This window comes from Amycolatopsis sp. NPDC104863 (genome assembly GCF_055582965.1).
Genome location: NZ_JBVJOW010000003.1, coordinates 139,860 through 163,866 on the forward strand (window position 1 = coordinate 139,860; position 24,007 = coordinate 163,866).

Sequence of the window (24,007 nt, forward strand, 5' to 3'; positions counted from 1 at the left end):
CGCTTCCCTCTCCCGACAAGCGACGTCCCCAGTTCCGAGGTGGAATTCTTTTATGACCGAGGTCGAACGCCACAGCTACGACGTGGTGGTGATCGGGGCCGGCGGCGCCGGTCTGCGCGCCGTGATCGAAGCTCGCGAGCGCGGTTTCCGCGTGGCCGTCGTGTGCAAGTCCCTGTTCGGCAAGGCGCACACGGTGATGGCCGAGGGCGGGTGCGCCGCCTCGATGGGCAACGCGAACTCGAACGACAACTGGCAGGTCCACTTCCGCGACACCATGCGCGGCGGGAAGTTCCTCAACAACTGGCGGATGGCCGAGCTGCACGCCAAGGAGGCGCCCGACCGCGTCTGGGAGCTGGAGACCTACGGCGCCCTGTTCGACCGCACCGCCGACGGCCGGATCAGCCAGCGCAACTTCGGCGGGCACACCTACCCGCGGCTGGCGCACGTCGGTGACCGCACCGGGCTCGAGCTCATCCGCACGATGCAGCAGAAGATCGTGTCGCTGCAGCAGGAGGACTTCGCCGAGACCGGGGACTACGAGGCGAAGATCAAGGTCTTCGCCGAGTGCACGGTCACCGAGCTGCTCACCACCGACGGGAAGATCGCCGGCGCGTTCGGCTACTGGCGTGAGAGCGGCCGGTTCATCCTGTTCGACGCGCCCGCGGTCGTGCTCGCGACCGGCGGCATCGGCAAGTCGTTCAAGGTGACGTCGAACTCGTGGGAGTACACCGGGGACGGCCACGCGCTGGCCCTGCGGGCGGGCGCGAAGCTGATCAACATGGAGTTCGTCCAGTTCCACCCGACCGGCATGGTCTGGCCGCCGAGCGTCAAGGGCATCCTCGTCACCGAGGGCGTCCGCGGTGACGGCGGCGTGCTCAAGAACTCCGACGGCAAGCGGTTCATGTTCGAGTACGTGCCCGAGGTGTTCAAGGGCCAGTACGCGGAAAGCGAAGAGGAAGCCGACCGCTGGTACGCCGACGCGGACAACAACCGGCGCACGCCGGACCTGCTGCCCCGCGACGAAGTGGCCCGCGCGATCAACTCCGAGGTCAAGGAAGGCCGCGGCTCCCCGCACGGCGGCGTCTTCCTCGACATCGCGAGCCGGTTGCCAACCGAGGAGATCAAGAAGCGGCTGCCGTCGATGTACCACCAGTTCAAGGAGCTGGCGGACGTCGACATCACCGCGGAGCCGATGGAGGTCGGCCCGACCTGCCACTACGTCATGGGCGGCATCGAGGTCGACCCGGACACGGCGGCGGCGAGCGTGCCCGGCCTGTTCGCGGCCGGCGAGTGCTCGGGCGGCATGCACGGCTCCAACCGGCTCGGCGGCAACTCGCTGTCCGACCTGCTGGTGTTCGGCCGCCGCGCGGGCCTCGGCGCGGCCGAGTACGTGGACGGCCTCGCCGACCGGCCCGCGGTCGCCCAGTCCGATGTGGACGCCGCGGCGAAGATGGCGCTCGCGCCGTTCGACCCGCCGTCCGGTGCCACGGCGGAGAACCCGTACACCCTGCACACCGAGCTGCAGCAGTCGATGAACGACCTGGTCGGCATCATCCGCAAGGCCGGCGAGATCGAGCAGGCCCTGACGAAGCTCGCCGAGCTGCGGCAGCGGATCCTGCGCGTCACGGTGGAAGGGCACCGGCAGTTCAACCCGGGCTGGCACCTCGCGATCGACCTGCGCAACATGCTGATGGTCAGCGAGTGCGTCGCGAAGGCGGCCCTGACGCGGACCGAGAGCCGCGGCGGGCACACCCGCGACGACTTCCCGGGCATGGACGCCGAGTGGCGGCACAAGCTGCTGGTGTGCTCGGCGTCCGAGGGGGACAACCCGGTCGTCCCGGACATCGGTGTTGTGGTCGAGGAGCAGGTGCCGCTGCGGCAGGACCTGCTGGAGCTGTTCGAGTTCGGCGAGCTCGGGAAGTACTACACCGACGACGAGCTCGAGGCGCACCCCGGGAGCAAGGCATGAGTTATAAAGCGAGTTTCCGGGTCTGGCGCGGCGACGACACGGGCGGCGAGCTGCAGGACTTCACGGTGGAGGTGAACGAGGGCGAGGTCGTCCTCGACATCATCCACCGGCTGCAGGCCACCCAGGCGTCGGACCTCGCGGTGCGCTGGAACTGCAAGGCGGGCAAGTGCGGCTCGTGCTCGGCGGAGATCAACGGCAAGCCGCGCCTGCTGTGCATGACGCGGATGTCGACGTTCACCGAGGAAGAGGTGATCACGGTGACACCGATGCGGACGTTCCCGGTGATCCGCGACCTCGTCACCGACGTGTCGTTCAACTACACGAAGGCGCGGGAGATCCCGTCGTTCACCCCGCCCGCGAACCTCAAGCCCGGTGAGTACCGGATGCAGCAGGTGGACGTCGAGCGGTCGCAGGAGTTCCGCAAGTGCATCGAGTGCTTCCTGTGCCAGAACACCTGCCACGTGGTGCGTGACCACGAGGAGAACAAGGAAGCCTTCGCCGGCCCGCGGTACCTGATGCGGATCGCCGAGCTGGAGATGCACCCGCTCGACGTCGCGGACCGCCGTGACGCCGCGCAGGAGGAGCACGGCCTCGGGTACTGCAACATCACCAAGTGCTGCAGCGAGGTCTGCCCGGAAGGCATCCACATCACCGACAACGCGCTCATCCCGATGAAGGAGCGCGTCGCCGACCGCAAGTACGACCCGATCGTGTGGCTGGGCAACAAGCTCTTCCGCCGCGATCAGTGACGCTGTCCCGTTCGACGCTCGCGAACCGTGTGCTTGCCGCTCTTGAGGCGGCGGTTGCCGGTTCGCGAGCGTCGTTACGGGGTTCGCTCGCGCTGGGGACTGCGGACGCCTACAGCGACATCGACGTCGAGTGGCAGGTGCCCTCGGCCGCGTTCCCTTCCTGTGTGGACCTCGCGCCGGTGCTGGCCGCGGTCCAGCCGGTCGTCTCGGTGCGGTTCTCGCCGGACTTCCTGCACTCGCCGGTCCAGCGACTGGTTTTTGTGCGCTTCCAGGGAGTTCCGCTGTTCTGGCGACTCGACCTGGACGTGCGCACCGAGGCGGCCGACGACGTTCCCGTGCCCGCCGCTGACGGCGAGTGGTCGCGTCCTGCCAGTGCGCTGGCCAATGCGCTCGGCGCGGTGAAGGCCGTCGCGCGCGGCCGGTTCGACGATGCACGGGGGCTGCTCGACCGGGGTTTCGAGCGGATCGGCTCGGCCGACCGGGCCACCGGCGAATGGGCCGCCGACATCGCGCGGCTCGCGGACGCGTGCTCGCGCCGGGAAGCGGACCTCGGTGGGTTCGCGGCGGAGATCGTCGCGCTCGCGTGACAAGGTGGCAGCATGGAGATCGAGCTGCTGCCGCCGTCCGCCGGGCCCGCGCTGGTCGCGCGGATCACCGCTCTTGTCAACCAGGTCTACGCCGAGTCCGAGAAGGGGCTCTGGCTCGGCAGCACCGACCGGACCTCGGCCGACGAGGTGGCCGGGTTCGTGCGGGCCGGGGAGATCGCCGTCGCCTTCGTGGACGGGGACTTCGCCGGGTCGGTGCGGGCCCGGCGGCTCGACAGCACCACCGGGGAGTTCGGCATGCTCGCCGCCGATCCCGCGCGGCGCGGGCTTGGCCTCGGGCGGGAGCTGGTGGCCTTCGCCGAGCGGGTGAGCCGGGACGCGGGCTGTCGTGAGATGCAGCTGGAACTGCTGGTGCCGCGCGAATGGACCCATCCGTCGAAGCAGTTCCTCGCCGAGTGGTACGACCGGCTCGGCTACCGCGTGACCCACCGCGCCGACCTCGCCGAGGACTACCCGCACCTCGCGCCGTCGCTGGCCACGCCGTGCGACTTCCTCATCTACCGCAAGGATCTCGCGTGACGCTGCTGGCCGGCGCGCGCGTCTTCGACCCCGAAACCGGCGAGACGACCCGCGCCGACGTCCGCCTCGACGGTGACCGGATCGCCGAAGTCGGCACGGGTCTCGACGGCGAGCGGGTCGACTGTTCCGGCGGGCTGCTGATCCCCGGGCTCATCGACTGCCACGTGCACATCGCGTTCCGGCGGCCCGGGTCGTTGCCGCGCAGCGCGCGGATCCTCGAAGCCGTGCCGGTGCTGCGCGGGTTGCTAGCCCGCGGGGTCACCACCGTCCGGGACGCCTGGGGCGCCGATGCGGGCTTCAAGCACGCGCTGCGCGATGGCTGGATCACCGGGCCGGACCTGCTGGTCAGCCTGCGTCAGCTGGGGCCGACTGGCGGTCTCGGTGACACCTGGGACGCGACCGCGGGCGCCGTCGACAACTACGGCGACCCTTCGCTGCCGGACCCGCTGTTCGACGGGCCGGACGCCGCCCGCGCGGCTGTGCGCCGGATGGTGCGCGCGGGCGCCGACTGGATCAAGGTCGGCGCGAGCGGCGCGATGCGGGCGATCCGCGAGGGCGTGGACGTCCGCCCGACCGACGACGAGCTCACGGCGCTGGTCGACGAAGCCCGCCGCTGCGGCCGGGACGTGCTGGCGCACGCGCACACGGCGGAGGCGGTGGTATCGGCCGCTCGCGCCGGGGTGCGCAGTGTCGAGCACGGCACGTTCCTCGACGACACAGCCGTCGCCGCGCTGGCCGACGCCTGGTACGTCCCGACACTGTCGCCCCTGCACGACAGCGAGTTCGCCGGCACACACCAGCGCTCGCTCCGGCTCGCGGTGGAGGCGGGGGTCCGGATCGCCGCAGGCTCGGACCTGGCCCCGCGTCCCCATGTCGACTTGACGACCGAGCTGCGGCTGCTGGCCGCGGTGCTCGGCGACGCGGCGGCCCTGAAGGCAGCCACCTCCGAAGCGGCGCGCCTGCTCCGCCTCGACGACGACCGCGGTCGCGTCGAGCCCGGCCTGCGCGCGGACCTCGTGCTGCTCGACGGCACCGACCTGGACGTGTCGGACCTGCCCGGCCGGATCCGGGCGGTCTGGCACGACGGGATCCGGGTTGTCACGTCTTCATGAGGTCGAACTCCTCGGTCAGGCGGACGAGGAACTCCCGCGACTCCCGTTCGGACAGCGCGGCCTGCTCCAGCCGGGTGCCGAACCCGTAGAACGCTTCGACCGCCGCCCGCTCGTCGATGAACAGCCCGGCGGAGAAGGTTTCCTCGTAGGCCACCGACGGGTGTTCGGCGAACTCCAGGATCGTGAAGCGGCTGCCGACGAGGTGGTACGGCGGCGCCGACGCGGGGACGACCCGGATCGTGCAGTGGGGCAGGTTGGTCGCCAGCACCAGGTACTGGAGCTGTTCGTGCATCAGCGCCGGGTCGCGCAGGATCGATCTCAACGTGTGTTCGTAGAGGAAGTAGACGCACTGGGGCGGGTTTCGGCGCTGCAGCAGCCGTTGGCGGTCGATCCGCTCCTGGGCCAGCAGCTTCAGCCGGTCGGTCGGGTACTGCCCGGACAGTTCGTGGAGCGAGCGGACGTAATCCTCGGTCTGGAGCATGCCGGGCAGGGCCGCGGGACTGTTCGAAATCACCTTGGTGGCGAGGTTTTCCTGGACGATCAGGGACTTCGCCGGGTCGACGAGCGGGTCGAAGTACGGCCGTACCCAGTACAGGTCACCGGGGGGTTTGGTCAGTTCGAGGAGCCGCGCGCGCTCGGCGGCCTTCGTGCCGCAGTGGGCGAGGTAGATCGCGGCGTCGACCGGGGAGATGCGCCGGCCGTTCTCCCAGGCCGACACCTTCGACGCGGACCAGTCCGCGCGCCGGGCCACCTCGCGCAGGCTCATCCGCTTCAGTTCCCGCTGCCCCTTGAGTTCGACGGCCATTTCCCGGGTCCGCACGGTGCTCTTTTCGGTCATGCCCGCACGCTAGAGGGGACCCCCGACAAAACGCCCCGTGCCGCGCAGGGATTCACCGCAAGGAGGTCAGTGTTCCGCCTGTGTGACAACGGATTCCGCTCGCGAAGCGCTGCGAAGCAGCTTCGCATGGTGAAGCGCGCTTCGCGCGTGAGAGAGTGGTTGATAGGCGAGTTTCTTTGGCGGTGGCGGGTAAGGAAATGAATCGTTCGGTGAAGGTCGTCTCCGGAATGGAACTGAGCCGCCGGTCGTCGCGACACTCGAAGACGGGCCGCGAACCGGCCCGCCGGGTGGTTGACTTCGTCCATGGCTGAGACGAAGGCGCGGAACCTCGCCGCGCTGCTGCTGACGCTGACCGTGGTGACCGGGGTGGTCGACGCCGTCAGCTTCCTCGGGCTGGGGCGCGTGTTCGTCGCGAACATGACCGGCAACGTCGTGTTCCTCGGGTTCGCGGCGGCGGGCGAGACGACGTTGTCGGTGCTCGCGTCGCTGACGGCGGTGCTGGCCTTCCTCGCCGGCGCGCTCGCCGGCGGGCGCCTGGCCCGCACCGAAGACGAGTACGACACGCTTCGCCAGGCAACGGCGGTCCAGGCGGCGCTGGTGGCGGTGGCCGTCGTGCTGTCGGCGACGCTCGGCAGCGGGACCCGGCTGGGCAGCGAGCTGCTGATCGTCGTGCTGGGCGTCGCGATGGGCCTGCAGAACGCCGCGGTCCGCCGGATCGGCGCGCCCGACCTGACGACGACGGTGTTGACGATGACGTTGACCGGCTTCGCGGCCGACTCGAAGGCGGCGGGCGGTCAGGGGGCGCATCCGGTGCGGAAGGTCGCCGCCGTGGGCGCGATGCTGGTCGGCGCCTTCGCAGGCGGGCTGCTGCAGCTGCACGTGGCGATGTGGACCGCGTTGACGCTGGCCTTGATACTCATCCTCGGCGTGCTGGTGGTGCTGCAGCTCAGCCGAGGGCGCGCCCGCCGTCCACCAGCAGACGTTGGCCCGTGATGAAGCCCGCCTCCTGCGACACGAAGAAGCTCACCGCCGCCGCCACGTCGTCCGGGGTGCCCAGGCGGCCCACCGGCACGCCCGCGCGGTAGGCCTCGCGCTCGGCCTCCGGGACCTCCGCGTGGCGCTCCACCGGGACGAACCCCGGGGCCACCGAGTTGACCGTGATGCCGTCCGGCGCCAGTTCGCGGGCCCACGAGCGGGCCAGGCCGACCTGGGCCGCCTTCGCCGTCGCGTACGCCGAGCGGCCGACCGGCGGGCGGTCCGCCACCTCCGAGTCGATGTGGACGATCCGGCCGTACCCGCGGGCGCGCATGCCCGGGAGCACCGCATGACCCAGCAGCACCGGGGACCGCACGAAGAAGTCCAGGTGCCCCAGGTGGTCCGGCCAGTCCACTTCGGACAGGAAGACGTCCGGCTGCGGGCCCGTCGCGTTGACGACCAGGACGCTGATCGGGCCCAGCAGCGCCGTCACCCCGTCGACCAGCTCGCCCACCTGATGGCGGTCGGTGACGTCGGCGGCGAACGCCGCGGCCTTGCCGCCCTCGGCGAGGACCTCCTGGGCGGCGGTCTCGAGGTCGGGGTCGTCGTGCAGCGCGTTCACCGCCACCGCGAACCCGTCGCGGGCCAGCCGCCGGGCGATCGTGCGGCCCAGCCCTCGTGAGCTTCCGGTCACCAGTGCGACACCCATGCGCCCGACGCTAGGGGAGACCCCGGGACAGGACAAGGCCCCCGGGACGGATCCCGGGGGCCTCGAACGGGTGACTCAGGCGGCGGAGACGAGAGCAGCCTCGCCCGTGGCCGGGGGTGTGGCGCCCACGACCTTCTTGTTGCGGCGGTTGCGCCGCTCCAGGTACGTCGCCAGCGCCGTCAGCAGCAGGCACATCACGATGTAGATACCGGTGGCCACGATCGTCGACGGCACGATCGGCCGGCCGAACGCGCCCTGCGAGCCGATGTAGCGCGCGTAGTACAGCAGCTCCTGGTACGTGATGATGAACCCGAGCGCGGTGTCCTTCAGCAGCACGACGAGCTGGCTGATGATCGTCGGCAGCATCGCCCGGATCGCCTGCGGCAGCAGCACCAGGAACATGACCTGCGTCTTGCGCATGCCCAGCGCGTACGCGGCTTCGCTCTGGCCCTTCGGCAGCGACTGGATGCCCGCGCGGAAGACCTCCGCGAGCACCGAGCCGTTGTACAGCGTCAGGCCGAAGACCACACCGAGGAACGGCGTGATCGGCACGCCGAGCGTCGGCAATCCGAAGTAGAAGAAGAACATCAGGATCAGCGCCGGGATGGCGCGGAAGAACTCCACGACGAACCCGCAGATCCCCCGGATCCAGGCGTGGTCCGACAGCCGTCCGGCCGCGAAGACCGCGCCGAAGATCAGCGCCAGCACCGTCGCGGCGGCGAACGCCTCCACCGTCGCGAGCACCGCGTTGGCCAGGTCGCTCTGGACCTGCGCGTACTGCAGCCACTCCCACTTGCGGGCGGTGAACTGGCCGCTGTCGTAGAAGCGCCACCCGATGTAGCCGACGAACGCGACGACCACGATGACGCCGACGACCGCGTAGGTCCGGTAGCGCAGCCGCGCCTTCGGACCGGGGACGTCGAACAGTACGTTGCTCATCGGGCCACGCTCCAGCGCTTCTCCAGGCTGCGTTGGACGAACGACAGCACGGCGACCAGGATGATGAAGCCGAGGGCCACCCACAGCAGGCCGACCAGCTGGTTCTCACCGCGTTCGGACAGGTACGAGCGGATCGCGCCGGCCTCCGCGACGGAGAAACCGGCGGCGATCGTGGTGTTCTTCAGCAGCGCGATCAGGGTGCTGATCAGCGGCGGCACGACCGAACGCAGCGCCTGCGGCAACACGACCTGGCCGAGGATCTGGCCGAAGTTCAGCCCCAGCGCCCGGCCCGCCTCGGCCTGCCCGACCGGCACCGTGTTGATGCCCGAGCGCACGACCTCGCAGATGAACGCCGAGGTGTACACGGTCAGCGCCGTCACCGCGGCCGGGAAGTAGTCGAGCTTGACGATGTCGAGCAGCGGGTACGCGAACACGAAGAACGCGAAGACCAGCGTGAGGGGCGTGTTCCGGGCGATCGTCACGTACGCCGTGCCGACGGCGCGGAAGACGGGCACCGGGCTCACCCGCAGCATCGCGAGGATGGTGCCCAGGATCAGGCTGCCGATGGCCGAGAGCACGAACAGTTCGATCGTGCGGAGGAAGAACGGACCGAACAGGTCCAGGTTGTTGAAGAGGACGTCCATGGAGCCTTCCCCGCGTCCGTGGTCAGGTGGATGTGATGAGGCCGGTGGACCGGGCGCACCCGATCCACCGGCCTCGTGTCACGTCAGTACTTCTCGAGGGTCGGCTTCTTGGCGGCCGAGCCCGACTTGCCGAGGGTCGCGTCGTAGATCTTCTGCCAGGTGCCGTCGTCCAGCGCCTTCTGCAGGATCTCGTTGACCTTGTCGCGCAGGACCTTGTCATCCTTGTTCAGGCCGATGCCGTACTTCTCCGTGGAGAACGGCTGGCCGACGACCTTCAGGCTGTCCGGCTCCTGGGCCGCGTAGCCCTTGAGGATCGCGTCGTCGGTCGTGACGGCGTCGACGTCCTTCGACTGCAGCTTCTCGACGCACTGCGAGTACTTCTGGAACTCGACGATGTTCGCGGCCTCGGTCAGGTTGTCCTGACGGATCTTCTGGATCGGGGTCGAACCGGTGACCGAGCAGACCTTCTTGCCCTTGAGGGTGTCCTTGCTGGTGATGGACGAGTCGTCCTTGCGCACCAGCAGGTCCTGGCCGGCCACGAAGTACGGGCCGGCGAAGGAGACGAGCGCCTTGCGCTTGTCGGTGATCGAGTAGGTGCCGACGTAGTAGTTCACGTCGCCGTTCGCGATCGTCTGCTCACGGGCGCCCGAGTCGACCGTGCGGAAGGTGATCTTCTCCGGGTCGAAGCCGAGGCCGGCCGAGACGAGCTTCGCGATCTCGATGTCGAAGCCGCCGAACTTGCCGGTCGTCGGGTCCTTCTGGCCCAGGCCCGGCTGGTCGTCCTTCGCGCCGACGGTCAGCGCACCGGCCGACTTCATCTTCGCGAACACCGGGGAGCCGGCCAGGTCGACGCCGGTCGCGACCGGGTAGGTCGGCAGCGCGGCGGCGTTCGAGCCGCTCTGGTCACCCGCGCCCGGCGAGGCCGGGGTGCCTTCCTTGCCGCAGGCGGTCATGGTGGTCAGCGTCAGACCACCTACGAGCAGTCCCACCGCGAGGGTGCGGATCCTCATGTGAATCTCTCCTGTGTGTCGTCACCCGTGACGCGAACGGCGTCGCGGAACGTTTCTCAGTGGGTCAAGATCTTGCCGAGGAAGTCCTTCGCGCGCTCGCTCTTCGGCGCGGTGAAGAACTCTTCGGGCGTCGTGTCCTCGACGATCTCGCCGTCGGCCATGAAGATCACCCGATCGGCGGCCCGGCGGGCGAAGCCCATCTCGTGCGTGACGACGAGCATCGTCATGCCGTCCTTGGCCAGGCCGGTCATGACGTCGAGGACCTCCTGGACCATCTCCGGGTCCAGCGCCGAGGTCGGCTCGTCGAACAGCATCACCTTGGGCCGCATCGCCAGCGCCCGCGCGATGGCGACGCGCTGCTGCTGGCCGCCCGAGAGCTGCGCGGGGTACTTGTCGGCCTGGTTGGCGATGCCGACGCGCTCCAGCAGCTCCATCGCGGTCTTGCGGGCCTCGGCCTGCGCGGTCTTGCGGACCTTCACCGGCGCGAGCATGACGTTCTCGACGATCGTCTTGTGCGCGAACAGGTTGAACGACTGGAACACCATGCCGACGTCGGCGCGCAGGGCCGCGAGGGCCTTGCCCTCGGCGGGCAGCGGGACGCCGTCGACCGCGATCTCGCCGGAGTTGATCGGCTCGAGCCGGTTGATCGCGCGGCAGAGGGTCGACTTGCCCGACCCGGACGGGCCCAGCACCACCACGACCTGGCCGCGGGGCACCTCGAGCGTGATCTCCCTGAGCACGTGCAGGTCGCCGAAGTACTTGTTCACGGCGGCCGCCTTGATCATCGGCGCCGCCACCTCCGCGGTCATCTGGCCTCCAGGGTCGTTCGAATGCGGCGTGGGTCACCCGCGATGGCGAGAACCTACCGTTGCTTTACCGGCTCGCAAGGCGGCTTGACCAATACTTAGGGTTTCAACTGAGTATCGATGTCCGATTCGGCGGCCGCCGCGGTGAGGTCCTAGAGTTCGTCGATACCGGCCGGGGGTGAACCAGGTCACCAGGGAGGGTGAACGGTGCGGGTGCTGCTGGTGGAGGACGACGACCGGGTCGCGGGCGCGCTGATCCCGGCCCTGACCCGCCGCGGCCTGGCGATCGCGCGGCTGGCCACCGGCGCCGGGGTGCTCGACCGGGTCCACGAGGTCGACGTCATCCTGCTCGACCTCGGCCTGCCGGACATCGACGGCGTCACGCTCTGCCGCCAGATCCGCGCGGTCAGCGACGTCGCGATCATCGTCGTGTCGGCGCGCGGCGAGGTCGACGACCGGATCCAGGGCCTGCGCGCGGGCGCCGACGACTACCTCGTCAAGCCCTACGACGTCGAGGAGCTGCTCGCACGGGTCGAAGCGGTGCGCCGCCGCCGCGGCGAGCACACCACGGCCGAGCCGGTGGTGATCCGGGCCGGCGACGTCAGCGTCGACCTCTCCCGGCACGAGGTGCTCGTCGACGGCCAGGCGGTCGCGTTGTCCCGCAAGGAGTTCCAGGTGCTCGCGCTCGTCGCGGGCGCGCGCGGCGCGGTGTGCTCGCGCGAGCACGTGCTCACCGAGGTGTGGGGCCACCGCGGCCCGGCGGAGAGCCGCTCGCTGGACGTCCACGTCGCGACGCTGCGGACGAAGCTGGGCCGCCCGGCGCTGATCGAGACGGTCCGCGGGGTCGGCTACCGGCTCGGCGGCCAGGTCGCCCGGAGCTGACGGCGTGCGCGTCCGCCTGCAGGGCATCGTGCTGACGCTGGTCGCGTTGCTGGTGTTCGGCCTCGGCATCCCGCTGGCCATCTCGATCGCGGCCGGCGCGCAGCAGGACCTGTTCCTCGACCGGCTGACCGACACCGCCCGGTTCGCGTCGCTGGCGCAGCGGCCGCTGCTGGACAACAAGCCGTGGCTGCTCGAACCCGACCTGACCCGCTACACCGAGGTGTACGGCGTCGAGGTGATCGTCGTCGACCAGGACGGCAAGCCGGTCACCGGCTCGGCGGGCGCGGACGCCGTCGACCTCAAGGCCGAGCGGTTCAGCGACCCGGTCCACGAGGCGCTGGCCGGCCGCCGCTCGCAGCCCGCCGGCGTGCTGATGCCGTGGGACGCGACGCCGCTGGTGCTGGCCGAGCCGGTGCTCGCCGACGGCGAGGTGCGCGGGGCCGTGCTGAGCGTGTCGGACACCGGCACCGAACGCGCCGACGTGCTCTGGTGGTGGCTGCTGCTCGCCGCGGGCGGGATCCTCGCGTTCGTGCTGGCGCTGGCCGTGGCCATCCCGGTGGTCCGGTGGATCCTGCGGCCGGTGCACCGGCTCGACGACGCGACCGGCGCGCTCGTGGCGTCCGTGGTCAGCGGGCGGGAGGCCGAGCCGGTGGGGGAGAGCGGCGGGCCGCCGGAGCTGCGGCAGCTGGGGCGTTCCTTCGACCGGATGGCCGAGAGCGTGTCCGGCGCGCTGGCCGCGCAGCGCGCGTTTGTCGCCGACGCCTCCCACCAGCTGCGCAACCCGCTGACGGCGTTGAAGATCCGGCTCGGCAACCTCGACGGCCACGTCGTGGACGAGCAGTCCGCCGCCGACCTCGACGCCGCGCGCGTCGACGCCGGGCGGCTGCACCAGATCCTCGACGGCCTGCTCTCGATGGCCCGCGCCGAGGCGTCCGGCGGCGAGCTGGACCCGGTGGTGCTGGACGAGGCCGTCGCCGAGCGCGTCGCCGACTGGACGGTGGTCGGCGAAGCCCGTGACGTGCGGCTGGTCGTCGACACCGCCGGCGACGGCGCCCGCGTCCGGATGCCGCCGCGCGGGGCCGAGACGATCCTGGACGCGCTGCTCGACAACGCGCTGAAGTTCACCGCGGCCGGCACCGAGATCCGGATCGCCGTCGAGCACGAGGCGGAGAAGGTGCGGCTGTCGGTCCGCGACCACGGCCCCGGCCTGCCGCCCGACGAGCTCGACCGCGCGCTGGACCGCTTCTGGCGCAGCCCGGCCCACCAGAACGTGCCCGGTTCGGGGCTGGGCCTGGCGATCGTCAGCGAGCTGACCGCGCATTCGGACGGCGAGCTGGCGCTCGACCTGCCCGAGGGCGGCGGCCTGCGGATCACGATGACCTTCCCGGCCGCCTAGGTCTTCTGCCCGCGGTAATAGCGCAGCGCGCCCGGGTGCAGCGGGATCGGCTGGGTCTCGATGCCGGGGTGCACGTCGATCGACAGCGCCGCCGGGTTGGCCGCGGCGAGCTGCTGGCGGGCGTCGAACAGGCCGCGGACCAGCGCCTCGGCGACGTCGTCGGACATCGACTTCGGCACCACCAGGACGTTCGGCACCAGCAGCGTGGTCACCGGGCCGGCCTGGTTGTAGGTGCTGGCCGGGATGGACGCGGTGCCGTACACCTGGTTGAGCTCCTGCATCTTCGGCATCACGTCGGCGATGTCGAGCAGGCGCAGCGACTTCGAGTCGTTGTAGTCGGCCAGGAACGGCGTCGGCAGGCCCCCGGACCAGAAGAACGCGTCGACGTCGCCGTTGAGCAGCGCCCGGACGGAGTCGGGAAGGCCGCGCGTGGACGTCGTGACCGATCCCTGGAGCCCGGTGACCCGCAGCAGCCGGTCGGCGATGTACTCGACACCCGAGGACGGCGAGCCGATCGCGATCCGCTTGCCCTTCAGCTGCCCGACGGTCCGGATGGGGGAGTCGGTCCGCACGACGATGTGCAGGTAGTCGTCGTGGATCCGGGCCAAGGCGGCCAGCCGCGGATCGGTCTTGTACCGGTCGGAGGCGACGTCGGCGGCGACGAAGGCGACTTCGGCCGCCCCGGCCAGCACCTTGTCGACGTTGTCGGGCGAGCCCTGGGTCTGCAGCACCTGCGGCCGCCCGATGTCCAGGCCCGCCTGCCAGGTGGTGGCCAGCGTCTGCGCGAGCTTGTCGTAGACCCCGCCGGGGTTGCCCGCCGCGATCCGCAGCCGGAGGTCGCCGAAGCCGGCGGTGCAGGCGGAGAGGACCAGCAACAGGGCGGCCGCCAGCACGAGTCCACGGGTCCGCCGGGTCCTGACCATCGCCTGATCGTGCCAGATCCCCGCGCCGATCGGGGCCGAAGCCGGGTCGGCCACCGGCTGTCGCGGCTAGGATCCCGCTCCGTGACCGCGCCGCCCGCATCGCCGACCGACGTCCGCACCGAGTCCGGCGAGGAGGACGCACTGCTCGGCGAGCTGCGCGAACGCCTGCCCCGGCTGGCCGGGCAGGTCCTCGAGGAGCGGGTGTCCGGGCCGGACGGCGCCCGGGTGAACGAGGCTGTCGTCGCCCGCGTGGTGGCCGGCGGCGACTTCGTGCTCCGGGAGACCAACCAGCAGATCTCCGTGCTGCGCGGCGCGCGGGAGAAGCTCGCGGGGTTCGAGTCGCCGCCCGAGCGCGCGCCCCGGCTGCCGGACCCCGACGACCGGACCGGGCACGCCGTGCTCGGGTTCCTCTCGTGGCTCGGGATCCTCTTCCCGCTGCTCGTCTGGCAGCTCGGCCGGCTGCCCGTGACCGGCGGAGCATGGGTCGGCGTCCTGGCCGCGCTCCTCGTGGGTCTGGTCCTCGCGCTCGTGCTCGCCCGCCGGCTCGTCATGGGGCTCGGCACGCGGTTCGGCGGCAAACCGGCGGTCGGCGGGGGCAAGTGGCCGATCGTGACGGGGCTGGCCATGACGTACGCCCTGCTGCTGTGGCGCCTCTGGTCGTCGTCGCAAGCGGCGATGGGGACGATCCTGGCCGTGCTGTTGTGGGTGGTCGCGGGCTGCGTCGCCTTCTTCCTGTCCCTGGCCTTCTATCTGCCGGACTCGCGTGTCGCGGAAGACGAGCAGCTGCCCCGGGCCGTCGGCCAACGCGCGTTGTTCGGCGCGGTCCTGGCGGCGGCTGCGGCGTTCGCCGTGCTGGCCTTTCCCCCGCCGCTGCCGGAGTGGGCGGTGTTCGTCGTCGCGGACGTCGTCGCCCTGCTCGTCTCGCTCCTGGCGGCGCCGGTCATGGCCAGCCCCGGGCTGTTCCCGGCCGCCCTGTCCCTCGATCCCGGACGGCGCGGCAGTCCACAGTGGAACCAGCTGCTGAGGACGTTGCGCGAGGAGGTCGCCGAGGCCGAAGCGGACTGGGACACCGCCGCGCTGGAGACCGTCGGGCAGCAGGTCACGCAGTACCTCAACGAGCTGGTACACCCGTCGTTCGGCACCACGCTCGGGGTGCTCGACCCGCAGGCGCTGGGGCAGATGCGCGCCGGCGACCGCGTGGTGACGTCGCTGGCCTCGGCCGACCGGCTGAAAGCGCTGATGGCGGGGATCCGCGGTGGCGCCGTCGGCATGGCCGGGCCGCGCGGCGCGGGCAAGTCCACCCTGCTCGAGGCCTATCAGGCGGGCCGGCTCAGCACGGCCGGCCGCACTCACATCGCGGTGCTGGAAAGCGTCCCGGTCCGCTACGACGCCCGCGAGTTCGTCCTGCACCTCTACGCCCGGACCTGCGCGGCGGTGATCGAGTTCTGCGACGAGCGCCGTGCGACCGCCGCGCCGCGGCCCGGCCGGTGGGCCGAGCGCCGGGCCCGCTGGCGGCGGTGGTGGCCGTTCGCCGCCGTGGTCGTCGTGGCGGTGGCCGCCGGGGTCCTCGGTTCGCTCGCGACGCGCGGCGCGCGGTTCGACCCGGCCACCTGGTTCACGGCGATCTGGTGGCCGCTGGTCTGCCTGCTCGGCGCGGCCGGCCTGCTCGCCGTCGCCGCGCGGCGGCGTCCGGCGGTGGTGCCCACACGGGTCGAGCCGGCGCCCGCGGTGCCACCGGGAGACCTGCAAGCCCTGCGTGTCCGCGCCGAGTGGGCGATCGGCGACATCGAATTCCAGCAGAAGCACACCTCGGGCTGGTCCGGGAAGGCCGGCGTGCCGGCGGGCGCCGACATCGGCGTGACGAGGACGCACGAGGTGAGCCGCCAGCCGCGCAGCTACCCGCAGATCGTGCACGGCTTCGGCGAGTTCCTCCGCGCCACGATCGGCGGTGTCGCCCCGCTCGAGGGCATCGCGACGCCGTCGGTGGTGATCATCCTCGACGAGCTGGACAAGATCGTCGCCCCGGACGCGGCCCAGGACTTCGTCAACGAGGTCAAGGCGCTGTTCAACCTCGACGTGCCGGGTTTCCTGTTCCTCGTCTCGGTTTCGGAGGACGCGCTGGCCGCGTTCGAGCGGCGCGGGCTGCCGGTGCGCGACGCCTTCGACAGCGCCTTCGACGTCATCTTCCGCGTGGAGTACTTGAAGCTCGAAGACGCGCGGCAGGTGCTGTCCCGGCGCGTCCTCGGCCTGCCCGACCCGTTCGTCTGCCTGTGCCACTGCCTGTCCGGCGGGCTGCCGCGCGAGCTGATCCGCGTCGCCCGCCAGGTGATCTCCGGCGGCGGCGCGCTGGCCGGCGTCGCCCGCCGCGTGGTCGCCGAGGACCTCGCGGACAAACGCGCCGGCCTGCGCACGATCGTCGCCCGCGGCGGCTACGACGACGTCCTGGTCGGCGACCTGGTCCGGCACGTCGACGCGCGCGCCGCCGCCGACCCGGCCGCCCTGGTCGAAGCGGCGGCCACCCCGCCGGTCGAAGGCGGGGACGAACCCCTCCGGCGGCTCCAGGTCGAGACGCTCGGGTACCTCTACTACCTGGGCACCGTCTTGGAGGTGTTCGGCCCCGCGCTCGACGAGGCGGACATCGAGCGCGGCGGGGTGGCCGGCGACGGGTCGTTCGACGCGCTGGCGTCGGCGCGCCAGCTCTTCCCGGTCAACGCCCGGCTCGCCTGGCTGACGATCAGCGCGTTCCGGACGGTGTGGGACCTGCGCGTCATCCCGCCGCCCGGGCGGTGAGGCTGCGCGCCTCGATGTCACCGCGCGCGGTAGTGGCGTGGATGCGCAGCTCGGCGGCGCCGGTGCTGGTCAGGCTGTTGCTGATCCGGCCGTGGGAGGTGCCGGCGTCCAGCGAGGCGGACACGCCGGCGGCGGCGACGACGGAGATGTCCCCGGACTGCGAGCTCAGCTCCACGGTGCCCGGCCCGGCCTCGCTGACGCGGATGTCGCCCCGGGCGGTGCTGATCCGGGCGGACCCGCCCAGCCGGCCGACCTCGACGTCCCCGTCGGTGGCGGTGAGCTGGACGCTCGCGGCCTGCTCCAGCTTGATCCAGCGGTAGGCGCCGTCGAAGACGACGTCCCCCAGCGGGCCGGTGCCGTCGAGCTCGGCGCTGCCGGCCTTGGCCTCGACCCGCGAGCCGGCGGGCAGTTCGACGGTGACGTCGAGGGCCCCGGAGGGACCGAAGTACTGGTGCTTGGCCTCCGGAGCCTCGATCCGCAGGACACCGTCGGCAAAGCTGACGCTGGTCTGCTCGGCGGCCTTGACATCCCGGCTCTTCCCGGCATCGGCGGGCCGAACGTCGACGCTGGTGTCGTCCCGCTCACCGGCGACGAGCCGCACGCGCCCGGCGGGGATGGTGAGGAAGGCGGTGATCGGGGCGGGGGTGGCGAAGTTCTGCATCGTGCTCTCCTGTGGTTTCCGGCCCCCTCGGTGGGGCTGTGAGGACCACATTCGCCGGGCCCGCTGACATGGAGCGGCCACGCTCCTGACACGCCGTCGCGGACGCGTGTCAGGAGGGCAGCAGCCTCTGCCAGCTACCTCCGGAGCCCGGCGACGGCTCGTCCGTGGTGGTCGCCGGAGCCCAGCCCGGCGGCCACAACGAGCGGCTGGTGGGACGGGCCCAGGCGTCTCTGAACATCTTCGGCTGGTCCCGCCGGTCGAAGGTCGCGTCGTGGAAGCGCGCGTTGCCCTCGAACAGGGCGCCGTCGAACCGGACGTCCTGCCCGAAGTGGGTCTGGGTGAACCAGACACCGCTGCGGAAGACGGCGTCGCCCAGCCAGACGTTGCCGTGGAAGTGGGATCCGGTGAACCGGGCGTCCCCGCGGAAGGTGGTGGCCCGGAACCGGGCGGCGGCCAGGAACCGCACGGTGCGGAACCGGGCCTCGTCGGCGAAGGTCGCTTCGCTGAACCGGGCTTCGCCGTGGAAGGTGGTGCGGTCGAACTCGGCGCGTTCGAGGAAGACGGTGCCGCCGAAGTTCGCGGCGCCGTCGAACGTCGCCTCGGTGAACTGCGCGGACCGGACCCGGCAGTGGTCGAACCGGAACTCGACGAGCGCGGCGCCCATGAGGTCCAGGTCGGTGTCCGCCCAGAACGTGTCGGCGGGCGCTGCCGGGTCCGATCCCGGGCGCAGGTGCTGGGTGAGGATGCGCTGGGCGGCGATCCGGACGTGCCGTTCCTGCACCGGGTCGCGCGACGGCTCGGCCGCGTCGCCGGCCGGTTCGAACGGCATCCGCAGGTACGCGCACAGCACGTTGACGACGGTGGTCCGCTGCGACCGGGTGGTCTGCGCGAGCCGCTCGAGCGCGTACAGCCCGCCCAGCCGGACCGGGGCCTTGTCCGACCCGAGCTGTTCGACGGCCTTCGCGTACAGCTCGGTGATCCGCCGCTCGGCGGCGTCGGTCTCGGTGTGCTGCTGCACGTGCTCCTTGAGCACGAGATCACGGCGCTTCTCCACCAGGTCCTGTTCGGCGGTCTGCTGCCGGCGCGCGGCCAGCAGCAGCCCGACGGCCCCACCGGCGCCGAGCACGATGGTGCCGACGGTCCGGATCGCCTCGAGCCCGAGCCCGTAAACGGCGAGCAGCGGCCACCCGACCCCGGCGGCGACCAGCACCAGCCCCACCGCGCACCAGGCGATCACCCGGTTCGACAGCACCTTGCCGGTGGCCGGGGGCGGTTTCACCCGGGACTGGTCGTCGCTCATGCCCGCCATCTTCGCCGATCCGGGGTGAGGGACGTGCCGGTCCGCGGGGCAACGGCGATACTGGAACCGTCGGCGAGGGGAGCAGTTGTGGGAGAGAACCAACTGTTCGGCGCCGAACTGCGGAAGCTCCGGCAGGGCGCAGGGCTGTCGCTGGCCGGCTTGGCCGCTCGCACCTACTACAGCAAGAGTTATCTCAGCAAAGTCGAGAATGGGCTCAAGCCGCCGAACGCGACGCTGGCGGCGGTGTGCGAGACCGAGCTCGACGCTCAGGGTGTACTCATGGCCTTGGTCCATTCAGGCCCGCGCCGCGCCAGCTCGCGATCCACGGTCGGCGTGGTGCCCTCCGGGTTGCCGCCGGCGACCACTTCCTTCGTCGGACGGTCGAAGGAGCTGCGCGCGATCCGCGACGCGCTTGGGACCGAATCCGCGACGTGCGTGATTTCCGGGTTCGGTGGCGTCGGTAAGACCGCACTGGCGATCCAGTGCGCGCACAGCTTCGCGGACGGCTTCGCGGACGGTTGTGTGTTCGTCGATCTCGGTGGGCGAGGCGAGGCCGCCGTCCCGCCGTCCGTGGTGCACGACCGGTTGCTGCGCATCCTCGGTGTACCCGTCGAGCGAATCCCGGTCGATCCGGATGATCGCGCGGCTGTGTACCGGTCGGTCTTGCGGGAACGCGCCATGCTGCTCGTACTGGACAATGCGGGAAGTGCCACGCAGGTCCGATCCCTGCAGCCCGGCGGATCGAAGTGCTGTGTGCTGGTCACCAGCCGCTCGCGGCTGGCGGCGCTGGACGATGTGGAGCACGTCTCGGTGGACGTCCTTCCGGACAGTGCGGCGGCCGAGCTGTTCGCGGCGCTGACCGGTGTCGACGCGGTCGAGGAGGCCGTCGTCCGCGTCGTGGGGCGGTGCGGGCGAATTCCGCTGGCCATCCGGATCGCGGCCGCTCGGTTACGTGCGCACCCCGCTTGGGACGTGGGCGAGATCGACCGCCGGCTGGCCGACGAATCCGCCCTGTTCGCGGAGCTGGACGACGGCGAGCGCAGCCTCGCCGCCACGCTCGGGCTTTCGGTGCGGGACCTCGATCCCGCCGAAGCTCGGCTGCTGGGCCTGCTCGCGTTGCACCCTGGTGCGGATTTCGACGTCGCTGCCGCCGGTGCCCTCGGAGGACTGGAGTCGCGAGAGACCGACCGCATACTCGATCGCCTCCACGACGCTCACCTGATCAGGCAATCGGCTGCGAACCGCTACGGCTTCCACGACCTCGTGCGAGCCTTCGCCGGGACGTTGACGATCGGGCGTGACGAAGATCCAGCCGCGCTCCGCAGGATGTTCGGCTACTACCTTTCGACTGCCGCTCAAGCCGACCGGTTGATGACGCCCGGCCGGTTCCAGGTGGTCGAGAGCTCCGAAACCGAAGTCCGCCGTGACTTCCGAGGCGTCGACGACGCCCGGGAATGGGTCCGCTCCGAACTGCCCGCCCTGGTTGCCCTCGTACGTCATGAAGAGCACGGCTTCGATGTGCAGCGCTGGCAGCTGGCGTTCACCCTGCGCGGCTATTTCTACCTGGCCAAGGAGATCGATGCCTGGTTGGAAACCCACGTGGCCGCCTTGACGGCCGTGCACCGGCTCGGCGATCTCTACGCCCAAGCCGTCACCCGGAACAACCTGGGCATGGGACTGGCCGCTGCCCAGCGGCTGGACGAAGCTGTCGAGCAGCACACTTTGGCTTACGAGCTCTTCGAGCGGCTGGGAGACCAGCACGGTCTGAGTGACTGCCTTGCCAATCTAGGCGCTGTGCTGGCTCGGCGGGGGCGCTTTGACGACGCGTTGACACACCAGCGAAAAGCGTTGGCGTACTACTCCGGTGCAGGGCTCGCCCGCAACACCGGCATCACGCTGCGAAGCATGGCTACCGCCTACCTCGCTCTCGGAGAACTGCGCGACGCCGTCCGGTGTGCGGAAGAAGCGCTGGACATCGCGATCGCGCGGGATCACGACATGGACATCGCCCAAGCTGCCAATGCCCTCGGCGCCGCACGGGAGCTGGAGCAGGACCGCAAGCGCGCCGAAGCCGCATGGCGGCGGGCCTTGGTACACGGCGAGCGATGTGGCAGTGCTCACGAGCAAGCCGCGGCGCATTGGGGACTGGGCAGGATCGCGGCGACGGAAAACAGGTTCGCGGAAGCCGAGAATGCGCTTGTTGCCGCCCGGGAACTCTACGACCGCATGAATTCCCCCCATGCTGCCGAGGTGGCGAAGATCCTCGCGGCGTTGCGCGAGCTGTGAAGGGCGAAACACATCAAGATGGGATATCCTTCGTGTGTGCCGTTCGCTTCCAGTGCAGGTCAAGAAAAGATCTTCATTTCCTACTCTGGCGAAGAGTATCCCCGCATGGAGCAGTTGATCGACCGACTCAGGGATCGAGGGCACCTCGTCTTCGTCGACCGGCAGGGAAATCATCTCGGTGACCCGGTGACGTCGAAGCTCGAGCAGGAGCTGCTCGGCAGCACGATCTGTCTGGTGTATTACTCACGTCGGTACGCGGAGCGGCACGCCTGCCAAAGCGAACTGATGCAGGTGCTGGTCGCCGATCAGCGCGAAGGTGGCCTGGCGCGGACTTTGGTGATCAATCTTGAGCCGACCAAAGCCCATATACACCCGGCGGTTCTCAGAGATCAGATCTACCTTCCCGACGACCAAAGCGAAGCTGCGCTCGAGCGGATCGTCGGTGAGGTGGAACTCCGGTTGTCGCGACTGACCGGTACCTACCAGGGTATCGACTTCACTTCGCTGCCGCGCACGGTAGGCGGCCGGCCGGGCGTCACGTCCTTGGTCCGGCGCTACGGTGCCATGTGGGAGTTGCACACGGCCCTGCACTCACAGAGATACGCGCTGACGCACCAGGCGACAAACGGGATCGCCGTGCTCACCGGCCTGCGCGGAGCCGGCAAGACCACACTCGCCGACGACTACTTGCTCCACTTCGCTCACGAGTACGAACTGGTCGTGCGAATCGATCTCAGCGACGTCGACGGTATGGCGGCGAAGTCCGCGTTGGCTGAGGCGGGAGCGAGGATGGAAGCGAGGCTCAGGGCGTCCACCGGACAGGTGCTGGTCACCATCGACAACATCCCGGCCGGTGTCCCGCGCGACTTCTTCACCGCGGTCCTCGACGATTCGGACGTGCTGGTGCTGCTCATCACCGAGCACCCCGAGTACGCCAAGCTGGGAACGAAAGTGCGTCTCGCCGGATTGACCGACGGTGAAGCCCGCGCGTTGTTCAACCGTCTCCATCCGTTCGATCGGAACGATGAGGCCACGCTGCGGCTGGTGAACGAACTGATGGCCGCCGTGGACAATCATGCGCTGGCCATCGCACTGGTGGCCGCCGCCGCGACCACCGAGCATGGGCTCACCACGTTGACGGAGCTCGTGGGACGAGTGCTGGACGGCTCGTCCGGCACCACCGATCGGCTGGCCGATCTCGTCACCCGGCAAGTGGAGGCCGTCGACGGTTACGAGCTGACCGTACTGCGGCTCATGGCGGCTTGCGGTCCGGCCCCGATGCCGGTGCGGCTGATCCGGGACATGGTGAGTACGTTGGGGATGGAGCCGAGCAGAGTGCCCGACGTCCTGGATCGGCTGCGCGCCAAAATGATCGTCACCCCGAATGAGGGCTTGTGGTCGTTGCACGCGCTGTTCAGGCCGGCGGTAAGACGATCGCACGGCGAGGCCGCGGTGGACTGGCTCGCGGCGGCGTGCGCCGAACACCTGGCCGGCGTACTCGAGGCCGGGAGCGAAACCCACGCGATCGGCGAGTGGAGACTGCTGGTCCGGCACGCCCGATACGTCGTGGACCGAACGACACTGTCGCCCGCTACGACGAACACGCTACTCGCTTCGATCGCCAAGGGCCTACGGGAAGACGGGCAGCAAGCGTCTGCCGCACGCTACCTGGACCGGCTGCTCGCCTCAGGCGCCGCCGAACCGAGCCTGCTCGTTGACGCGGCCTCGGACCACTACGAGGTTGGCGAATACCAGGACGTCGTGAAGATCGCCCAGAACCCTCCGCCTTCGTGTCCGCCGCGGGAACGCGTTCTCCTCGCGTGCCTTGGCGCCGCGGCCTTGGACGCGATGGGTGATTTCATTGGCGCCGACCCGTACTGGCGCCAAGCGATCGACCCGGCGAGAAGCGGTCTTCTGCCCGAGACCGATCGGATCCGGATCCGGATCCTTTGGCTACGCGGCCGTCGCCTGCGGGGGATCGTGCGGGAGAACCTCGTCGAGCTCCAGGAAATCCTTGAGGTCGAAGCGCGGCTGCCGGAGCACTTCGTGCACCTCGCCAGGCTCGAAGCCGCACACCTCTGGTCCGTCACGGGAGATCAGCGCAGAGCCCGCGAGCACGCGCGGCGTGTTGTCGACTATTACGCGCGCGAAGCGCAGCAACACCACCCGATCGCCGTCGAGGCGGAGTACGTGCTGGCCACCGCGGAGCTGCGACTGCATTTCACCGATCTTAAAGTCGATCAGGAGCAGTGGACCAGAGCCGAGACGGCGCTACGCCGCGTTCTGCGACAACGCGAAGAAGGCCTGGGAGCGCGCAACGTCGACGTCCTGGCCACCAAGGTGAGCATCGATCTCGCCGTAGTCCAGCAGGGCCGGCCCAAGGAAGCTCTCGCCGGCACCGATGTCCTGCTTCCCGTGCTCGCCGGCAAGCTGGATGAGAACCACCCGATCGTCTTGCGCGAATACTACGTTCGCGGCCTCGCCTGCTCGCAGCTCGGCCGGTTCGGCGACGCGGTCGAGGCCCTCGATCGGGCCCATCGAGGGCAGCTCACCGTTCTCGGCATCGCCCACCCGGACACCTTGCAGACACAGTTCGAGCTGGCGATGGCCCTCAGCCTCCGGAATGAGCTCGGTGACAAGCAGCGCGCGAGCGAATTGGCGAACCAGGTGCGTCAGCGGGCTCCGAAGGCGGTTGGACTGCTGACCGATCTGCCGTGGCAAGCCTTGATCTCCACGCTGACCAGGTTCGCGCCGGCCGGGTTCGCGCGATGGGTTCACAAGCAGAGCCACCAAGACAAGTGGTGAGCTGGCGGTGGGGGGGGGGGGGGGGGGGGGGGGGGGGGTGGGGGGGTGAGGGGAGCAACGAGGGGGGGGGGGGGACGGATGCAGATGAG

Annotated in this window: 20 protein-coding genes; 11 read left to right on the forward strand and 9 right to left on the reverse strand. The window is 70.4% G+C overall.

Annotation, left to right across the window (positions count from 1 at the left end; all coding sequences use genetic code 11):
* Positions 1–52: 52 nt before the first annotated feature.
* The 5 genes from ACZ63J_RS17335 to ACZ63J_RS17355 are packed head-to-tail and all read left to right on the forward strand — an operon-like array spanning position 53 to position 4,954.
* Positions 53–1,969: a fumarate reductase/succinate dehydrogenase flavoprotein subunit gene (locus ACZ63J_RS17335; protein ID WP_465404852.1), complete on the forward strand. Its 1,917-nt coding sequence runs from the start codon at positions 53–55 to the stop codon at positions 1,967–1,969.
* Positions 1,966–2,718 carry a succinate dehydrogenase/fumarate reductase iron-sulfur subunit gene (locus ACZ63J_RS17340; protein WP_465404850.1) on the forward strand — a complete coding sequence of 251 codons (753 nt, stop codon included), beginning with the start codon at positions 1,966–1,968 and terminating at the stop codon, positions 2,716–2,718. Before ACZ63J_RS17335 ends, ACZ63J_RS17340 begins: the two co-directional genes overlap by 4 nt.
* On the forward strand, positions 2,715–3,305 hold the full coding sequence (locus ACZ63J_RS17345) for a hypothetical protein (protein ID WP_465439542.1): 591 nt from the start codon (positions 2,715–2,717) through the stop codon (positions 3,303–3,305). Before ACZ63J_RS17340 ends, ACZ63J_RS17345 begins: the two co-directional genes overlap by 4 nt.
* Positions 3,306–3,317: 12 nt before the next feature.
* Positions 3,318–3,842: a GNAT family N-acetyltransferase gene (locus ACZ63J_RS17350; protein ID WP_465404847.1), complete on the forward strand. Its 525-nt coding sequence runs from the start codon at positions 3,318–3,320 to the stop codon at positions 3,840–3,842.
* On the forward strand, positions 3,839–4,954 hold the full coding sequence (locus ACZ63J_RS17355) for an amidohydrolase family protein (protein WP_465404845.1): 1,116 nt from the start codon (positions 3,839–3,841) through the stop codon (positions 4,952–4,954). Before ACZ63J_RS17350 ends, ACZ63J_RS17355 begins: the two co-directional genes overlap by 4 nt.
* On the opposite strand, the gene ACZ63J_RS17360 is transcribed toward ACZ63J_RS17355, so the two are convergent.
* Positions 4,941–5,792, reverse strand: coding sequence for a helix-turn-helix domain-containing protein (locus ACZ63J_RS17360; protein ID WP_465404843.1), 852 nt, complete (start codon positions 5,790–5,792; stop codon positions 4,941–4,943). The two genes, ACZ63J_RS17355 and ACZ63J_RS17360, sit on opposite strands and share 14 nt — an antisense overlap.
* Positions 5,793–6,095: 303 nt before the next feature.
* Here ACZ63J_RS17360 and ACZ63J_RS17365 point away from each other — a divergent pair, with 303 nt between their 5' ends.
* A complete protein-coding gene (locus ACZ63J_RS17365; protein WP_465404841.1) occupies positions 6,096–6,785 on the forward strand; it encodes a YoaK family protein in 690 nt (229 codons plus the stop codon).
* Here the strand turns inward: ACZ63J_RS17365 and ACZ63J_RS17370 are convergent.
* From ACZ63J_RS17370 to ACZ63J_RS17390, 5 genes are all read right to left on the reverse strand, one after another.
* On the reverse strand, positions 6,739–7,476 hold the full coding sequence (locus ACZ63J_RS17370; RefSeq protein ID WP_465404839.1) for an SDR family NAD(P)-dependent oxidoreductase: 738 nt from the start codon (positions 7,474–7,476) through the stop codon (positions 6,739–6,741). The two genes, ACZ63J_RS17365 and ACZ63J_RS17370, sit on opposite strands and share 47 nt — an antisense overlap.
* Before the next feature lie 75 nt (positions 7,477–7,551).
* On the reverse strand, positions 7,552–8,415 hold the full coding sequence (locus ACZ63J_RS17375) for an amino acid ABC transporter permease (protein ID WP_465404837.1): 864 nt from the start codon (positions 8,413–8,415) through the stop codon (positions 7,552–7,554).
* Positions 8,412–9,059: an amino acid ABC transporter permease gene (locus tag ACZ63J_RS17380; protein ID WP_465404835.1), complete on the reverse strand. Its 648-nt coding sequence runs from the start codon at positions 9,057–9,059 to the stop codon at positions 8,412–8,414. The genes ACZ63J_RS17375 and ACZ63J_RS17380 overlap by 4 nt, the downstream gene beginning before the upstream one ends.
* 83 nt (positions 9,060–9,142) lie before the next feature.
* Positions 9,143–10,069: a glutamate ABC transporter substrate-binding protein gene (locus tag ACZ63J_RS17385; RefSeq protein ID WP_465404834.1), complete on the reverse strand. Its 927-nt coding sequence runs from the start codon at positions 10,067–10,069 to the stop codon at positions 9,143–9,145.
* Positions 10,070–10,125: 56 nt separating this feature from the next.
* Positions 10,126–10,854 carry an amino acid ABC transporter ATP-binding protein gene (locus ACZ63J_RS17390; protein WP_465308270.1) on the reverse strand — a complete coding sequence of 243 codons (729 nt, stop codon included), beginning with the start codon at positions 10,852–10,854 and terminating at the stop codon, positions 10,126–10,128.
* A gap of 228 nt (positions 10,855–11,082) precedes the next feature.
* Between ACZ63J_RS17390 and ACZ63J_RS17395 the strand changes: the two genes are divergently transcribed.
* Together ACZ63J_RS17395 and ACZ63J_RS17400 are read left to right on the forward strand one after the other, a co-directional pair.
* Positions 11,083–11,757, forward strand: a complete 675-nt coding sequence (locus tag ACZ63J_RS17395) for a response regulator transcription factor (RefSeq protein ID WP_465307841.1) — start codon at positions 11,083–11,085, stop codon at positions 11,755–11,757.
* 4 nt (positions 11,758–11,761) lie between these two features.
* Positions 11,762–13,153 (forward strand): sensor histidine kinase, encoded by a 1,392-nt coding sequence (locus ACZ63J_RS17400; RefSeq protein WP_465342229.1) that lies wholly within the window; start codon positions 11,762–11,764, stop codon positions 13,151–13,153.
* Here the strand turns inward: ACZ63J_RS17400 and ACZ63J_RS17405 are convergent.
* Positions 13,150–14,076 (reverse strand): TAXI family TRAP transporter solute-binding subunit, encoded by a 927-nt coding sequence (locus tag ACZ63J_RS17405; protein ID WP_465404832.1) that lies wholly within the window; start codon positions 14,074–14,076, stop codon positions 13,150–13,152. The two genes, ACZ63J_RS17400 and ACZ63J_RS17405, sit on opposite strands and share 4 nt — an antisense overlap.
* Positions 14,077–14,157: 81 nt before the next feature.
* On the opposite strand from ACZ63J_RS17405, the gene ACZ63J_RS17410 reads away from it, so the two are divergent.
* Positions 14,158–16,866: a transcriptional regulator gene (locus ACZ63J_RS17410; RefSeq protein ID WP_465404830.1), complete on the forward strand. Its 2,709-nt coding sequence runs from the start codon at positions 14,158–14,160 to the stop codon at positions 16,864–16,866.
* Here the strand turns inward: ACZ63J_RS17410 and ACZ63J_RS17415 are convergent.
* On the reverse strand, positions 16,844–17,527 hold the full coding sequence (locus tag ACZ63J_RS17415; RefSeq protein WP_465404828.1) for a DUF4097 family beta strand repeat-containing protein: 684 nt from the start codon (positions 17,525–17,527) through the stop codon (positions 16,844–16,846). The genes ACZ63J_RS17410 and ACZ63J_RS17415 overlap by 23 nt on opposite strands.
* A gap of 109 nt (positions 17,528–17,636) precedes the next feature.
* Positions 17,637–18,827 carry a pentapeptide repeat-containing protein gene (locus ACZ63J_RS17420; RefSeq protein WP_465404826.1) on the reverse strand — a complete coding sequence of 397 codons (1,191 nt, stop codon included), beginning with the start codon at positions 18,825–18,827 and terminating at the stop codon, positions 17,637–17,639.
* A gap of 87 nt (positions 18,828–18,914) precedes the next feature.
* Between ACZ63J_RS17420 and ACZ63J_RS17425 the strand changes: the two genes are divergently transcribed.
* Positions 18,915–21,113 (forward strand): tetratricopeptide repeat protein, encoded by a 2,199-nt coding sequence (locus ACZ63J_RS17425; RefSeq protein WP_465404824.1) that lies wholly within the window; start codon positions 18,915–18,917, stop codon positions 21,111–21,113.
* A gap of 36 nt (positions 21,114–21,149) precedes the next feature.
* Complete coding sequence (locus tag ACZ63J_RS17430; protein WP_465404822.1) at positions 21,150–23,918, forward strand: TIR domain-containing protein; 2,769 nt, start codon at positions 21,150–21,152, stop codon at positions 23,916–23,918.
* Positions 23,919–24,007 lie beyond the last annotated feature (89 nt).